Origin of the sequence: Paraliomyxa miuraensis, from assembly GCF_026337845.1 — a bacterium.
GTDB classification, from domain to species: Bacteria; Myxococcota_A; Polyangia; order Nannocystales; family Nannocystaceae; genus Paraliomyxa; species Paraliomyxa miuraensis.
This window is the reverse complement of record NZ_JAOVZF010000154.1, coordinates 385235-398768: the sequence shown is the minus strand read 5'-3', so window position 1 is coordinate 398768 and position 13534 is coordinate 385235. Positions and strand designations below refer to the sequence as shown.

The window sequence follows — 13534 nt, the reverse complement described above, 5'->3', positions numbered from 1 at the left end:
TCGTGAACAACCCGCCCCCAGGGTGGGCCATGGTCGTGAACAAACCCCGGCTACGGGTGGGTCATGATCGTGAACAACGACACCCTTCCTGGGCCGTGTCGCCCGCCCACCAAGGCTCGATCTCGTACCGCGACCCGCGGCCAATGATGCGCCCGAGGTTCTCGACGTGAAGCAGGCCAGCGGCGTCGTCGGCCTGTCCCCGTCGACGCTCAACACGCTGCGCAGCAGAGGAGGGGGTCCGCCATACGTCAAGATGGGCCGCCGCGTCTTCTACCGCGTCGCGGACCTACGGGCGTGGCGAGACGCGCGTCTGCGATCGAGCACGGCCGGTTGATCTCGTGCCTCGGTTATCACCGGCTCGTCGGTGAGCGAGAGACCGTGGGTGTCGGGCAATCGCTCAGTGCTGGTGCGAGGGGGTACGAAGGCGAGCCCGCTGTACGTCGGCTTCGTTGATCTCGAAGCCCAGGTCGTCGGTCAGCCAGATCCGCCAGCCGGTGGCGGCCTTGTGTGCGTGGGCCAAGCGGACACGAGCCCAGGGGTCGGCCCAGCCCGGGGCGGATCCCACCACGACCTCGAGCGGGAGGCCGGCCTCGAGCGCGGCCTTGCAGAGGTGGCGCAGCTTGGGCTCGTCTGGGTGGGCCCATGGCGCCGGGATGAGCTCGTCGAGGAACCCCCAGCGCAGCCGCACGGCACCGTGCAAGCAGCCGTACTCGTAGAGGGCATGCAACGCCTTGACATTGGCTTCGAGGCGGCGACGCAGCTTCTTGTCGTCGCCGTCGCGGAGGTATGCCGCGAGCTTCTTGGGATCGCCCAAGGGCCGGCTGATGCCGCAGGATCCCTGGATCAGCAGCTCGGTCGTGATCTTGAGGGTTCGGCCGCGCTTGTTGATCTGCTTGGACTTCTGCGGAGGCCCCAGATCGGCGAGACGGCGTGAGCCCGGGTCGAACCCCAGTCCGCGCAACAATCCGCGAACATCCATGGCGCCGATGACATCGAAGGTCGCCAGGCGCTCGCGGGCCGCCGCGAGCTCCTGCTCACCGACGAAGGTCGCCAGCTCGTGGCCGGCCACGTCGAGCAGCGCCAGCGCCTGGGGGTCCTTGGCCGGGAACGCGTAGAGCAGCACCCGACGGAGCTTGGCCAGCTCCGCGGCATGGGCGAGTCGCTTGCGCTCCTCTTCCTCGAGGATGCGCGCGATGTCTTCGGAGGAGGTGCGCTGAGGGGGTGGATTGAAACGGAGCCGCTCGATTCGATCTCGGACCGCGTTGCGAGCATCGATCAGGAACTGCCCCGGGCTGGCGATCATCGCCCAGCGTCCGTCGGGAAGGATGGTCACAGCTGCGTTCTTGCGGGTGAAGCTGGGCGTGTCCGCGGGAAGCCGGAACCACCGGGTGCGCGCGGCTACGAAGTCGATCACCTGCTGCGGCAGCATCGGCTCGCGGTGGGCATCGAGCACGGCCAGGGTGACGCGCTGCGCGGACCAGTTTTGGAGGTTGGCGCCCTTCCAGGCTTCGTCGAGCTCCTTCACGCTCAGCGGGGTCTCGGGCCTGGGGATGGGCTCGAGCTTCGGGGGTTCGGGTTTGGGCCGAGAGACCTTGGGAGGGCGCAGGCCAAGGCGGAACGCCCACAGGTCGAGCTCGTCGTCGTGGGGGTCGAGGCCATAGCGGTCGCCGTCACGGTAGACGGGCGCCCGGCCCGGCTTGCAGCGCTGCAGCGACAAGAGGGCGCGCTCGGGCGGCGCGATCCCGGCGTCGGCGAAGCGGGCTGCCACCTCGACGAGGGTCATGGGCTCGCCACGCTCGAGCAGGGCCACGAGGAGCAGCGAGTAGGTGTTGGCGCTGGGGTGGTCCCGCACCGCTTCGAGGGTGGGGACCTTGATGCCCAGGACATCACACCAGGCGTTGCTCATCGCGTGGGCTCCTGTGCTCGAACACCGTGTCTCGGCGATCACGGGTGTCAGTCGTCGAAGATCTCGGCGAGCGAGGTCGCCGTGACTGCGCGATCGAACCACAACAGAAGCAGGTTCTCGTCCTGGCACCCGGCCAGCCGCTCGTGCAGCTCGTCGGTGAGCGAGATCCCGCGCATGTCGATCAGCAACTCTAGCATGCTAGCCATGCCCTTGGCGCGACCGATGGCCCATCCCTCAGCGTAGAGCTGCTCTCGGATGGTGGCGTACATCTGGCGGGTCTCCTTGGTGGCGGACTATCTGTGTGCCACGGACCGGGGAATCGGGTCCGAGCACGGAGAGGAAGTGGGTCCGGAGCGGCCGGTTCAGTCGTCGAAGATCTCGGTGAGTGACGTCGCTGTGAATGCGCGCTCGAACCACCGCCGCAGGAGATTCTCGTCCTGGCACCCGGCCAGCCGCTCTCGCAGCTCGTCGGTGAGCGAGAGCCCGCGCATGTCGAGCAGCTGCTCCAGCATGCTGGTCATGCCCACCGTCTTACCCTTTGCAAGACCGTCGGCCATGCCCTTGGTCTCACCCTTGGCCATTCCCTCAGCGATGAGCTGCTCTCGGATGGTGGCGTACATCTGGCGGGTCTCCTTGCTGGCGGACGCGAGCAGTATACCTCGGACCGGGGACTCGGGTCCGAACACGGACAGGAAGTAGGTCAGGAACGGCTTGACCGCCTTGGGGCCCCACGCTTCGGCGATCACGTTGCCGAGCAGACCGAGCAGGGCGGCGCGCTCGCCGACGGTGGCCTCGGGGTGGTGGTACAGCCAGAGCATGGTGCGGGCCATCTCGGCCAGCGCGAGGCCGCGGTTACGGATCAGCTGGTCATGGGTCACCTGGTCACCGAGGACCGATTCCCCGAGGTCGTCGACAGCGAAGGAGAGCTCGATGGGGGAGGGGAACGCCTCGAGCAACTCGGGCGGGACGTCGAGCAGCTCGGAGAGTCGCTGCGGCATGGTCCAGCCCTTGGGACCCTGGTAGAGGAGCACGGGAGCGACGAGCGGCACCGTCTTGGTGCCCTGGTGCTCGCCGAGATAGCGCTCGTAGAGCCGGCCCACGTAGACGACGAAGCGCGCCGCCATCACCGGGTCGGGCGTGCTCTGGTGCTCGAGCACGACGTAGATCGAGATCCTGCGAGTGGAGCCGGTGAGCGCGATCGAGTAGAGGATGTCGCTGGTGCGGTGCTCGAGCTCGGGGTCGACGAACGAGCTCGGCTCGACGTGCAGCGTCTTCCAGTCGAGCCGGGAGGTGAGCGCAGAGGGAAGCACCTGGCTCAGCTCGGCGGCTGCGGCCTCGGGATTCGTGAAGATCCGCTTCACGAGGCCGTCGTGCGGATTGTGGGCGACGGGGTCGTCGCCTTGCTTGCGCTTGCTCATCGAGACTCGTTGCGGACTCTACCGTGTGAGGATCGGGTGGGCGACTGGACCGCCGTGGCTCAGCCGCCGCCGTTGGTGGCGTTCTCGATGGCGGCGCCGGCACGCTCGAGCCCATCCTGCAGCGCCCGGTGAGCGTAGTGTGTGGTTCCGGGGTGCGGCGCGCGACCGTGGGTCCCAGTGTCCGGGCCCGCCCTAGATCGGCCCGGCGGGGTTGATGGTCGAGAATCTCAACCCCACCGGGAGCAGGTCAGCCTTGGACGGCCGCCGAGCTCTCGTCCCACACCCCGTTGCCGCGGGCCATCACCACGGTCGTCCGGAGCGCGGTGACCAGCGCGAGGAGCAGGTCGAGATACTCGGCCTCGGAAGCTGCTCTCGGATGGTGGTGTACAACGGGCGGGTCTTCCTTGCTGGCCGATGCGAGCATGTTCGGACCGGGACTCGGGTCCGGGCACAAAGAGGACGTGGGCAGGAACGGTTCAGTCGTCGAAGATCTCGGTGAGCGAGGTCGCCGTGACTGCGCGCTCGAACCACCGCAGAAGGAGGTTCTCGTCCTGGCATCCGGCCAGCCGCTCGCGCAGCTCGTGGGTGAGCGAGAGCCCGCGCATGTCGATCAGCTGCTCCAGCATGCTCGCCATGCCCTTGGTCTGTCCCTCAGCGATGAGCTGCTCTCGGATGGTGGCGTACATCTGGCGGGTCTCCTTGCTGGCGGGCGCGAGCAGTAAACCTCGGACCGGGGACTCGGGTCTGGGCACGGACAGGAAGTAGGTCAGGAACGGCCGGTTCAGTCGTCGAAGATCTCGGTGATCGACGTCGCCGTGACTGCGCGATCGAACCACTGCAGAAGCTGGTTCTCGTCCTGGCACCCGGCCAGCCGCTCGCGCAGCTCGTGGGTGAGCGAGAGCCCGCGCAAGTCGAGCAGCTGCTCCAGCATGCGAGTCATTCCCTCAGCGATGAGCTGCTCTCGGATGGTGGCGTACATCTGGCGGGTCTCCTTGCTGGCGGGCGAGCACGGGCACGGAGAGGAAGTGGGTCAGGAACGGTTCAGTCGTCGAAGATCTCGGTGAGGGACGTCGCCGTGTCTGCGCGCTCGAACCACCGCCGCAGCAGGTTCTCGTCCTGGCACCCGGCCAGCCGGTCGCGCAGCTCGTTGGTGAGCGATAGCCCGCGCATGCCGAGCAGTTGCTCCAGCATACGAGCCATGCCCTTGGTTTCACCTCGGGCGAGACCCTCGCGAATGCCGTCGGCCTTGCCCTTTGCAAGACCGTCAGCCATTCCTTTTTTCAGACCGTCGGCCATTCCCTCAGCGATGAGCTGCTCTCGGATGGTGGCGTACATCTGGCGGGTCTCGTTGCTGGTGGACGCGAGCAGCATGTTCGGACCGGGGAATCGGGTCCGCGCACAGAGGACAGTGGGTTGGGAACGGCCGCTTCAGTCGTCGAAGATCTCGGTGAGCGAGGTCGCCGTGACGGCGCGATCGAACCACCGCTGGAGCAGGCTCTCGTCCTTGCACTCGGCCAGCCGCTCGCGCAGCTCGTCGGTGAGCGAGAGCCCGCGCAACACGAACAGCCGCTCCAGCATGCGAGCCATGCCCTTGAGTATACCTTCCACGTCGAAGATCTCGGCAAGCGAGGTCGCCGTGACTGCGCGATCAAACCACTGCAGAAGCTGGTTCTCGTCCTGGCACTCGGCCAGCCGCTCGCGCAGCTCGTGGGTGAGCGAGAGCCCGCGCATGTCGATCAGCTGCTCCAGCATGCTAGCCATGCCCTTGGCGCGACCCTCGATGAAGCCGATGGCCCATCCCTCGGCGTAGAGTTGCTCTCGGATGGTGGCGTACATCTGGCAGGCCTCCTTGCTGGCGGACGCGAGCAGCATGTTCGGACCGGGGTCTCGGGTCGGAGCACGGAGAGGAAGTAGGTCAGGAACGGCCGGTTCAGTCGTCGAAGATCTCGGTGAGCGACGTTGCCGTGATTGCGCGATCGAACCATCGCTGAAGCAGGCTCTCGTCCTGGCACCCGGCCAGCCGATCTCGCAAGTCGCGGGTGAGCGACAGCCCGCGTGTGTCGAGCAGCCGCTCCAGCATGCGGGCCATGCCCTTGGTCTCACCCTTGGCCTGTCCCTCAGCGATGAGCTGTTCTCGGATGGTGGCGTACAAGTGGCGGGTCTCCTTGCTGGCGGACGCGAGCAGTATACCTCGGACCGGGGACTCGGGTCCGAACACGGACAGGAAGTAGGTCAGGAACGGCTTGACCGCCTTGGGGCCCCACGCTTCGGCGATCACGTTGCCGAGCAGGCCGAGCAGGGCGGCGCGCTCGCCGTCGGTGGCCTCGGGGTGGTGGTAGAGCCACAGCATGGTGCGGGCCATCTCCGCCAACGCGAGGCCGCGGTTGCGGACGAGCTGGTCATGGGTCACCTGGTCACCGAGGACCGACTCCCCGAGGTCGTCGACGACGAAGGCGAGCTCGATGGGGGAGGGGAACGCCTCGAGTAGCTCGGGCGGCACGTCGAGCAGCTCGGAGAGCCGCTGCGGCATGGTCCAGCCCTTGGGACCCTGGTAGAGCAGCACGGGGGCGACTAGCGGAACCGTCTTGGTGCCCTTGTGCTCGCTGAGGTAACGCTCGTAGAGCCGGCCCACGTACACCACGAAGCGAGCCGCCATCACCGGGTCGGGCGTGCTCTGGTGCTCGAGCACGACGTAGATCGAAATCCTGCGCGTGGAGCCGCTGAGCGCGATCGAGTAGAGGATGTCGCTGGTGCGGTGCTCGAGCTCGGGGTCGACGAACGAGCTCGGCTCGACGTGGAGCGTCTTCCAGTCGAGTCGGCTGGTGAGCGCGGACGGAAGCACCTGACTCAGCTCGGCGGCTGCGGCCTCGGGGTTGGTGAAGATCCGCTTCACGAGGCCGTCGTGCGGATTGTGAGCGACCGGGTCGTCGCCGTTCTTGCGCTTGGCCATCGAGACTCTTCGCGGACTCTACCGTGTGGCGATCGGGTGGGCGACTGGGCTGCGGCGACTCAGCCGCCGCCGTTGGTGGCGTGCTCGATGGCGGCGCCGGCACGCTCGAGCCCATCCTGCAGCGCCCGGTCGTGCAGGTGGGCGTAGCGTGCGGTCGTCTGCGACGACTTGTGCCCGAGCACCTTGCCCACGACCGGGAGCGACACGTCGGCCGAGATCGCATCGCTCGCCCACGAGTGACGCAGGTCGTGGATCCGCACGTCATCGAGCCCGGCATGGGCCCGCAGCGTTCGCCAGGCCCGCTGGACATTCGAGAGCCGTTCCCCCGACTCGTTCGGGCAGACCAGCCCGATGCGCCCGACCCTGCCTCGCTCCTTCCGCAGGAACTCCAGAGCCTGCCGCGTCAGCGGGACCGATTTGGCGCCCGTCTTGGACGTGGGCAATCGCAGCTGCCCGTGCCGCCAGTCCACGTACTCCCATCGCAGGTTCACCACCTCGCCCAGCCGCATCCCCGTCAGCGACAGCAGCCGAAACACCCGCACGTAGCCGGGCGCGAGCCCACCCTTGGTCTGGGGTCCGGCCTCCAGCGCATACGCGAGCGCAGCCTCGAGCCGCTGCCGCTCCTCTGGAGACAGATACCGCTCGACCTTCCGATCGCTGGTCGCCTTGAGCCGAGCCGCGGGGCTACGCGCAATGACACCGAGATCCTCGGCATGCCGAAAGCAGATCCGCAGCACGTCCCGGAGCTTGCGCCACGTCCCGGCGGTGAGCTCCTGCTGGATCTGCTCGAGGTCGGCGGTCGTGACCGCATCGACCCGCATCCGCATGAACGCCCCTCGCGATCGCAGGTGCTTGTTGATGCGGTACCGGTCGGTCTTGAGCGCCCCCTCCGACTTGGCCGTGCCGAGCTGCCCCGCGACCTTGCAGTAGCTGCCCAGATACCAGCCCTCGTCGTCCTTCTCGCCGAGCAGGTCGACCACCCGCATGGCCTGCCGCGCCTGCTTGCGCTCGGCCTGCGGATTCTCACCACGGGCCACCGATCCTCGGACGACCTGGGCCTGCTTGCGCGCCTGCTCGATCGTCAGCGCTGTGCCGTAGGCCCCGAGCTTGACCCTCTGCTGCTGCCCCTCGCTCCGGTACTTCAGATAGAAGGTCTGCGCCCCGTTGGCGGTGATGATCACGAGGAGGCCGGGCACGACGGTGTCCCAGAGCTCGACGCGCTTGCCGTGGGTATGGGACCGGATACTGGCGTTGGTCAGCCGTAGGGTGGGCACGAAACGAGTCTAGCCGTTGGACCACAGTTGGACCAACCTTCGCCAAAACGACGCAAAGAGCGAGCAATGCGCATCGCTCGAATTCACGCGTTAATCGTTGATTTAACGACGAATTCTCAAACTTCCGGCCACCCGAGCAAACCCCCGCAAACCCCATGATTCTGCCCTGATAAGGCAGAGGTCGGAGGTTCAAGTCCTCCCACGCCCACCCCGTGGAGCCCCGAATTCGGGGCTTTTTCAATTTGGGCGAGGGCTGTCGACCGCACGTAGACCAGCGTGGTCCGCCTCCCCGCACGCGGGCTTGAGGACGTGAGGGACGAGCTGCCTGGCGAGGAGCCTCGCGTTCGAGGGAGCGCTACCTCGGCAACCCGAGGGCGAGCCGGATCGCGGCCTCGACCGGCGATGCGCCTGCGTCCTCGCGAAATGGATCGAGGGGCTGCCGCGGAAGCAGCGGTGGCTGGGCCAGGAATCGCGGCCGGGTGCCGCGATGGATCTGCGCCGCGTGGATGAGGAAGGGATGGCACAAGTACACCGTGCCGGCCTCGCCGGTCGCGAAGGCCTGCCCGCAGCCCATGAATTCCTCGAACCCGTTCGAGGCCAGCTCTCGCAGCGACAACCCCTCCTCGCCGGCGGGCGCAAGGCGTCGAGCGATCTCCAAGTGGGACCCAACCCGTAGCCGCGTCGGCGCGTCGTCTTCACCCACGTCCGAGAACAGCAGCAGCATCAGGAGCGCTCGCCCCTTCGAGGCCACGTTGACCCGCCACGCGAAGAAGTCCGGGTCCTCGTAGCCGAAGCTCGCGTCGACGTGCCAGCCCGCATCTCCGGGATCCTCCGGCGACGGGAACGCACACCGGAACGTCCCCATGCTGCGGCACGGCAGCCAGCGGTCGGGGCCCACGAGGCGATCGAACGCGGCGTGCAGCTCCGGCGTGTTGGCGGCCGCCACGAACGGGGCGCCCGTGTACATGCCCAGGCGGATGACCGGTCGCGTCCACGTGCGGGGATCGTTCGGATCGCAGCCGGTCTCCCGCCAGAGCAACGCTCTCACCTCGTCGGCCAACTCGCGGGGAAAGGCACCGTCGAGCCTGATGAATCCGTCCTCGACGAATCGCTCGATCTGCGCGTTGCTCAACGTCATTGGGGTCGGCTCTACTGTTGGGTAGTCGACCGGTGCTCGCCGACGGCGGGCGCGCCGTCGGACACCGCCAGCGCGAAGCGGGCGTAGCCAATCTCGGCGGCGTTCTTCATCAGCTCGAGGTTGACCCACGCCACGATCTGGCCGAACGGACGATCCTGCAGCGGCCAGCGCGTGCGCTCGCAGGAGCTCAGGTCCTCGTCGCGGAGCGGCTCGATCGCGGCGAGCCAACGGTCGTGCAGGCGCGTGATGGCGCCGCGGACCTCGTCGGCAGTGCCGGGCCAGCGTACGTCCTCACGCGCGAGGCGAGCGTCACCGAACGCGTGATCGAGCGTCATCGACCACCAGAAGACGAGATGCCACGTGAGCCAGGCGATGCTCGCCGGGCCGAGGTCGTAGCCCTCGTGCTCGGGCCAGTCGGCACGCCAGCCACCGTCGGCCTCGCGGTGCACGTGGAGACCCGCGCGGGCTGGGCGTCGCAGGCACTCCTCGGTGGTGAGGCCCTCGAGGTGGTAGCGGGTGAGCGCCCAGGCGGTCTCGAGCTGTCCGAGCAGAATCGACTTGACCGGGTCGGCCATCGGCGTGGTGCATAGGACACTTGGGTGAGCGGCGTCCAACGACTTCCTCGCGTCACGTGCACGAGATGCACACGAAGGGCCTCGTCTACGCTCGCCTTCGGGCGCGGAAATTCTGCGTCCCTTCGTCGCGTCCCGTACTCGCTCGACACGAACACTCGGCGCGTATTCGCGCTGGACCGCAATTTCCTCCACCCCTCCAGAAGCCACACCAACGCCCCTCTACAGCCAATGCACGTCGTTCCGCAAGATAAGTCGCTTGACTTAGTAAGTCATATGCCTTAGCTCTTTCATCCGAGAGCTTCCGACGATGAGCACCAACGACACCGAGCAGGTCCCGGACTATCCGTTTCGATCCCCAGAGCCCCTGGAGCCGCCGCCGCAGTGGGCCGAGCTTCGGGAGCGCTGTCCCATGGCGCCCGTCCGCCTGCCCAGCGGCGACCAGGCGATGCTGCTGACCCGCTATCGCGACGTCCGTGGCGTGCTCTCCGATCGGCGGTTCTCTCGGCAGCTGGGCACGGACCGGGCGGCGCGGATCGGCAGCGACGGCTCGGAGACGATCTTCGAGAACGCCGACTCGGCCTCGCTGACGGAGAACCACGAGCGCTGGCGCGGGCGCCTGCACAAGTCCTTCACCGCGAAGCGGGTCAACGCGATGCAGCCGCGGGTCGAGCAGATGACCGAGCAGCTCGTCGACGAGATGATCCAGCAGCCGCCGCCAGCGGATCTGCTGGCCATGGTGGGCTTTCCGCTGCCGGTGTGGGTGATCTGCGATCTGCTCGGGGTGCCCGACGTCGATCGCGACAAGCTGGCGCACTGGTCCAACTCCATGCTGAGCATGACCCAGTACTCCAGGGAGCAGATGCAGGCGGCGCAGGCGGAGTTCGACGAGTACATGCAGGCCCACGTCGCGGCCAAGCGGGCCGAGCCAGGGGAAGACCTGCTCAGCGAGCTGATCATCGCGGTCGACGAGGGCCAGGCGCTCACGGAGCGGGAGCTGCTGACGATCGGCCAGGGCATCCTGGTGGCCGGCCACGAGACCACCTCGAACATGATCGGCAAGATGATGGCGATGCTCCTCGGCGAGCGCTCGCGCTGGGAGCTGCTGCTGGCCGACCCCTCGCTGGTGCGCACCGCGGTGGAGGAGGTGCTGCGCTTCGACACCAACTCGGGCTTCGGGCTGCCGCGCTTCATCACCGAGGACGTCGAGCTCGAGGGCCACACGATCCCCGGCGGCACGACCGTGATCTGCAGCATGGCCGCCGCCAATCGGGACGCGGCGTCGTTCGAGGCCGCCGAGACGATGGACCTGCGCCGCTCGCCCAACCCCCACCTCACGTTCGGGGCAGGCCCCTACGCATGCGTGGGCCAGGCGCTGGCGCGTACCGAGCTGCAGACGGTGCTCCGGGTGCTGCTGCGCCGGCTGCCCACGCTCGCCCTGGCGGTACCGGCCGAGCAGCTCGAGCTCCGCGAGGGCCTGCTCATCGGCGGCTTCGAACGGGTTCCGGTACGCTGGTAGCTCCATGAGCCGAGCGCGCCACAGACCTGCCCCCGCCCCCGACACGCGAGAGCTCATCTTGGTCACGGCCGAGCGACTCTTCGCCGAGCACGGCGTGTCGGCGGTCTCCAATCGCCAGGTGAGCGTGGAGGCGGGTCAGGCGAACAACTCCGCGGTCGGCTACCACTTCGGCACCAAGGCGGACCTCGTGCTCGCGATCGTGCGTCACCACGCCCCGGACATCGAGCGCCGTCGCGAGGCCCTGCTCGAGTCCACCCGCGGCTCGACCGAGCTGCGCGACTGGATGGCGTGCCTGGTGCTGCCCAGCACCGAGCACCTCGCCGCGCTGGGCATCCCCAGCTGGCACGCGCGCTTCCTGGCCCAGGCGACCACCGATCCGACCCTGCGTCGGATCGTGGTCGACGAGTCGGTCGCCTCGGCGTCGATGAAGGCGGTGCTCGAGCAGCTCACGCCGCTGGTGGCCAAGCTACCCGACGACGTGGCGGCGGAGCGCGAGGACATGAGCCGACACCTCATCGTGCACATGTGTGCCGAGCGAGAGCGAGCCCTCGAGGAGGGCAGCGCCACGCCCCGCGCGTCCTGGGACGACGCGGCGCATGGGCTCATCGACGCCCTGGTGGGGCTGTGGCAGGCGCCGTGCACTTCCGAGAGGCGGCGCCGCGGGAGCGAGGACGAAGCGCTGCACGTGGTGCGGCAAGGAGCGAAGGAACGATGACGTTGCGAGTGATCGTCGATCGAGACAAGTGCTGTGGAGCCGGGCAGTGTGTGATGCTCGTGCCCGACGTGTTCGATCAGGAGGACGAGGGGACGGTGATCCTGCTCGATCCCACGCCGCCCGAGTCGTTGCACGCGGCCGCCCGCGAGGCGGCGTGCGTGTGCCCGGGAGGAGCGATCCGCGTGGACGAGTCGGGCTGAGAGGTCATCCCGACGAGGGCGATCCGCCCCGCCTCGTCATGAACTCGGCACATCAGTCCGACTCGTCGTGCCGCGATCGCATCGCGCCGGGGGCGGCCTCCTGGTGCTTCATGGCCATCACCATGGCCTCGATCGCGGGGCGAGCCGCCGCCTCGTCGGTGCCCTCGGACAGCGAGAAGGTCGCGTCCAAGCGGCTGCGTCCGGCGTTGGCGTGGGCCGAGATCCTCAGCGAGAGACTCATCCCTTCGGGCCCCCCGACGTGGATGATCGCCGCGTTTCCATCGGGCGCGCGCTCGCTTCCCTCGTATCGCCACCCGGCGAAGCGGGCCGTTCGTTGCAGCGCACGCACGAGCCGGTGCATCCGGGTACGGCTGCGGCTCAGCACGGGATGCTCGCCCCTGGCGGCCAGGACTCGCTGCTCGTCGACCCCCTCGATCGCCTGGACGCGCGGGTCGCCGGTGGTGACGTCGAAGGCCCAACGCACCAGACCCGTGAGGTCCTCGTCGTCGCACCAACCCTCGACGGTGACGTCGGCGCAAAACTGGTTGGTGGTGAACGCGGCGGTGGCACGCTCGGCCTGCGTGGTGCCGGAGGCGGGCGAGAGCAGCAGCGTCACGACGGCGCCCCCCGAGCGCTCGAAGCGAAGCTCCACGCGTCGGCTCCTCGCGTCGTCGAAGCGGTGGGACGAGATCCAGCCGGGCGGCGGCGGTGACTGCACCAGCAAGCCGACGAAGGGAGCCACGAGCACGGTGAAGTTGTTCTGCTCGGGATCGAGGTCGCGAAGCTGCTCCAGCGTGACCGGCTGGAACTCGTCCTCGCCGTAGACCTCGAGGTAGTCCTTGAACACTCCCGAGCACCGGTCGGCAAACGCACAGCGGGGGCACGCCTTGGTGAAGGTGCGCTGGGCGTTGTGCACGGCGTACTTGTTGCGCGCGCCATGCTCGAGCCCGGCGGTGCTGGTGGACTGGGTGACGGTGTTCTCCCCGCCGTGGTGAATGCGGTGGCCCCACTGCGGAAGGATGCAATAGGGCAGGTTTCCGATGTTGACGTCGAACCCCGAGTCCCACTCGTCGAAGCCGCGCAGCATCTGGTCGTAGTAGGGGGCCATCACCGAGTACTTCGGCATGATCTCCCGAAGGTAGTCGACGGTCTTGATGCCGCTGCTCTGCGGTCGAACGATGTCGATGTGGAGCTGCTTGATCCCGTGCTTGGCGACGAGCGCCGGGTAGTCGGGGAGCGAGCGATAGCTCTGCTCGCACACGCACATGTTCACCGTCACGCGCTGGCCCCGCGCTCGCAGCATCTCGATTCCGGTGATGATTCGCTGGAACGACGTCGACTTCTTGGTGACCGCGACATGGGCGGCTTCGTTGGCCCCCTGAATGGAGATGCGCCACGTGAAGCGACCGAGCGCCAGGCAAGCATCGATGAAGCCTTCCTGGGCCAGTCGCACGCCGTTGGTGAAGATGACGATCTCGCTGAAGCCGAGCCGCGCGGCGTGCTCGAGGGCAGGAAAGAATGCGGGCTGGATCGTCGGCTCTCCACCGAGGAAGACGATCCGCACCGCTCCGTCCCGCCGTGCTCGCTCGATCACATCGAGGATCGGCTGGACCTCGAGGGGACGAACCATGCGCCGCTTGCTCAGGTGGCCGCTCACGCAGAAGACGCAGCGGTTGTTGCACATGTGCCCCAGCTGAATCTCGAACTGGTGCCCGGAACGCCGAGCCGTCACGGTGGACGCCTCGGTGAGGTCGCGCGCGCTGGGCTCGGGAACGTCGAGGACCTTGAGCCCGACGCGGGTCATGGGACGGCCTGATGGGGTTGGGGAGTGAACACGAGCGG

Annotated in this window: 17 protein-coding genes; 4 read left to right on the top strand and 13 right to left on the bottom strand. The window is 67.9% G+C overall.

The annotated features are described in order from the left end of the window. The first annotated feature begins 166 nt into the window (after positions 1 to 166). Entirely contained in the window at positions 167 to 334 is a 168-nt protein-coding gene (locus OEB96_RS46685) for a helix-turn-helix transcriptional regulator (RefSeq protein WP_407674670.1), read from the top strand. Positions 335 to 397: 63 nt separating this feature from the next. Here the strand turns inward: OEB96_RS46685 and OEB96_RS23795 are convergent, their stop codons facing one another. The 12 genes from OEB96_RS23795 to OEB96_RS23740 form a co-directional block, all read right to left on the bottom strand. After that, entirely contained in the window at positions 398 to 1906 is a 1509-nt protein-coding gene (locus OEB96_RS23795; protein ID WP_266218999.1) for a DNA repair protein RecN, read from the bottom strand. 47 nt (positions 1907 to 1953) lie between these two features. Then, a complete protein-coding gene (locus tag OEB96_RS23790; protein ID WP_266218998.1) occupies positions 1954 to 2103 on the bottom strand; it encodes a hypothetical protein in 150 nt (49 codons plus the stop codon). Between the two features lie 165 nt (positions 2104 to 2268). Beyond that, on the bottom strand, positions 2269 to 3324 hold the full coding sequence (locus tag OEB96_RS23785) for an Rpn family recombination-promoting nuclease/putative transposase (protein WP_266218997.1): 1056 nt from the start codon (positions 3322 to 3324) through the stop codon (positions 2269 to 2271). Positions 3325 to 3571: 247 nt separating this feature from the next. Further along, positions 3572 to 3748, bottom strand: a complete 177-nt coding sequence (locus tag OEB96_RS23780; protein ID WP_266218996.1) for a hypothetical protein — start codon at positions 3746 to 3748, stop codon at positions 3572 to 3574. Between the two features lie 52 nt (positions 3749 to 3800). Beyond that, positions 3801 to 4010 carry a hypothetical protein gene (locus tag OEB96_RS23775; RefSeq protein WP_266218995.1) on the bottom strand — a complete coding sequence of 70 codons (210 nt, stop codon included), beginning with the start codon at positions 4008 to 4010 and terminating at the stop codon, positions 3801 to 3803. Between the two features lie 95 nt (positions 4011 to 4105). Continuing rightward, positions 4106 to 4303 (bottom strand): hypothetical protein, encoded by a 198-nt coding sequence (locus tag OEB96_RS23770; protein ID WP_266218994.1) that lies wholly within the window; start codon positions 4301 to 4303, stop codon positions 4106 to 4108. A gap of 62 nt (positions 4304 to 4365) precedes the next feature. Then, positions 4366 to 4695, bottom strand: a complete 330-nt coding sequence (locus tag OEB96_RS23765; RefSeq protein ID WP_266218993.1) for a FliH/SctL family protein — start codon at positions 4693 to 4695, stop codon at positions 4366 to 4368. Positions 4696 to 4752: 57 nt separating this feature from the next. Continuing rightward, on the bottom strand, positions 4753 to 5196 hold the full coding sequence (locus tag OEB96_RS23760; RefSeq protein WP_266218992.1) for a hypothetical protein: 444 nt from the start codon (positions 5194 to 5196) through the stop codon (positions 4753 to 4755). A 58-nt stretch (positions 5197 to 5254) separates the two neighbouring features. Then, positions 5255 to 6274: an Rpn family recombination-promoting nuclease/putative transposase gene (locus tag OEB96_RS23755; RefSeq protein WP_266218991.1), complete on the bottom strand. Its 1020-nt coding sequence runs from the start codon at positions 6272 to 6274 to the stop codon at positions 5255 to 5257. A gap of 59 nt (positions 6275 to 6333) precedes the next feature. After that, complete coding sequence (locus OEB96_RS23750; RefSeq protein WP_266218990.1) at positions 6334 to 7548, bottom strand: site-specific integrase; 1215 nt, start codon at positions 7546 to 7548, stop codon at positions 6334 to 6336. Positions 7549 to 7903: 355 nt separating this feature from the next. After that, a complete protein-coding gene (locus OEB96_RS23745; protein WP_266218989.1) occupies positions 7904 to 8686 on the bottom strand; it encodes a phytanoyl-CoA dioxygenase family protein in 783 nt (260 codons plus the stop codon). A gap of 11 nt (positions 8687 to 8697) precedes the next feature. Next, the gene (locus OEB96_RS23740; protein ID WP_266218988.1) at positions 8698 to 9261 is read right to left on the bottom strand and encodes a DinB family protein; all 564 of its coding nucleotides are present in this window, start codon (positions 9259 to 9261) and stop codon (positions 8698 to 8700) included. A 307-nt stretch (positions 9262 to 9568) separates the two neighbouring features. On the opposite strand from OEB96_RS23740, the gene OEB96_RS23735 reads away from it, so the two are divergent. From OEB96_RS23735 to OEB96_RS23725, 3 genes are read left to right on the top strand one after another with little or no spacing between them, the layout of a single operon-like run. Next, the gene (locus OEB96_RS23735; protein ID WP_266218987.1) at positions 9569 to 10777 is read left to right on the top strand and encodes a cytochrome P450; all 1209 of its coding nucleotides are present in this window, start codon (positions 9569 to 9571) and stop codon (positions 10775 to 10777) included. Between the two features lie 4 nt (positions 10778 to 10781). Continuing rightward, positions 10782 to 11492: a TetR/AcrR family transcriptional regulator gene (locus OEB96_RS23730; RefSeq protein ID WP_266218986.1), complete on the top strand. Its 711-nt coding sequence runs from the start codon at positions 10782 to 10784 to the stop codon at positions 11490 to 11492. Beyond that, positions 11489 to 11692: a ferredoxin gene (locus OEB96_RS23725; RefSeq protein ID WP_266218985.1), complete on the top strand. Its 204-nt coding sequence runs from the start codon at positions 11489 to 11491 to the stop codon at positions 11690 to 11692. Before OEB96_RS23730 ends, OEB96_RS23725 begins: the two co-directional genes overlap by 4 nt. A 52-nt stretch (positions 11693 to 11744) precedes the next feature. On the opposite strand, the gene OEB96_RS23720 is transcribed toward OEB96_RS23725, so the two are convergent. Then, positions 11745 to 13496 (bottom strand): radical SAM protein, encoded by a 1752-nt coding sequence (locus tag OEB96_RS23720; RefSeq protein WP_266218984.1) that lies wholly within the window; start codon positions 13494 to 13496, stop codon positions 11745 to 11747. Between the last annotated feature and the right edge of the window lie 38 nt (positions 13497 to 13534).

What these genes read in the sequence shown, in the direction of transcription:
- OEB96_RS23795 (WP_266218999.1), bottom strand. Translation starts at nt 1,906, where the DNA reads ATGAGCAACGCCTGGTGTGATGTCCTGGGCATCAAGGTCCCCACCCTC.
- OEB96_RS23790 (WP_266218998.1), bottom strand. Translation starts at nt 2,103, where the DNA reads ATGCTAGAGTTGCTGATCGACATGCGCGGGATCTCGCTCACCGACGAG.
- OEB96_RS23785 (WP_266218997.1), bottom strand. Translation starts at nt 3,324, where the DNA reads ATGAGCAAGCGCAAGCAAGGCGACGACCCCGTCGCCCACAATCCGCAC.
- OEB96_RS23780 (WP_266218996.1), bottom strand. Translation starts at nt 3,748, where the DNA reads ATGCTCGCATCGGCCAGCAAGGAAGACCCGCCCGTTGTACACCACCAT.
- OEB96_RS23775 (WP_266218995.1), bottom strand. Translation starts at nt 4,010, where the DNA reads ATGTACGCCACCATCCGAGAGCAGCTCATCGCTGAGGGACAGACCAAG.
- OEB96_RS23770 (WP_266218994.1), bottom strand. Translation starts at nt 4,303, where the DNA reads ATGTACGCCACCATCCGAGAGCAGCTCATCGCTGAGGGAATGACTCGC.
- OEB96_RS23765 (WP_266218993.1), bottom strand. Translation starts at nt 4,695, where the DNA reads ATGCTGCTCGCGTCCACCAGCAACGAGACCCGCCAGATGTACGCCACC.
- OEB96_RS23760 (WP_266218992.1), bottom strand. Translation starts at nt 5,196, where the DNA reads ATGCTGCTCGCGTCCGCCAGCAAGGAGGCCTGCCAGATGTACGCCACC.
- OEB96_RS23755 (WP_266218991.1), bottom strand. Translation starts at nt 6,274, where the DNA reads ATGGCCAAGCGCAAGAACGGCGACGACCCGGTCGCTCACAATCCGCAC.
- OEB96_RS23745 (WP_266218989.1), bottom strand. Translation starts at nt 8,686, where the DNA reads ATGACGTTGAGCAACGCGCAGATCGAGCGATTCGTCGAGGACGGATTC.
- OEB96_RS23740 (WP_266218988.1), bottom strand. Translation starts at nt 9,261, where the DNA reads ATGGCCGACCCGGTCAAGTCGATTCTGCTCGGACAGCTCGAGACCGCC.
- OEB96_RS23735 (WP_266218987.1), top strand. Translation starts at nt 9,569, where the DNA reads ATGAGCACCAACGACACCGAGCAGGTCCCGGACTATCCGTTTCGATCC.
- OEB96_RS23730 (WP_266218986.1), top strand. Translation starts at nt 10,782, where the DNA reads ATGAGCCGAGCGCGCCACAGACCTGCCCCCGCCCCCGACACGCGAGAG.
- OEB96_RS23725 (WP_266218985.1), top strand. Translation starts at nt 11,489, where the DNA reads ATGACGTTGCGAGTGATCGTCGATCGAGACAAGTGCTGTGGAGCCGGG.
- OEB96_RS23720 (WP_266218984.1), bottom strand. Translation starts at nt 13,496, where the DNA reads ATGACCCGCGTCGGGCTCAAGGTCCTCGACGTTCCCGAGCCCAGCGCG.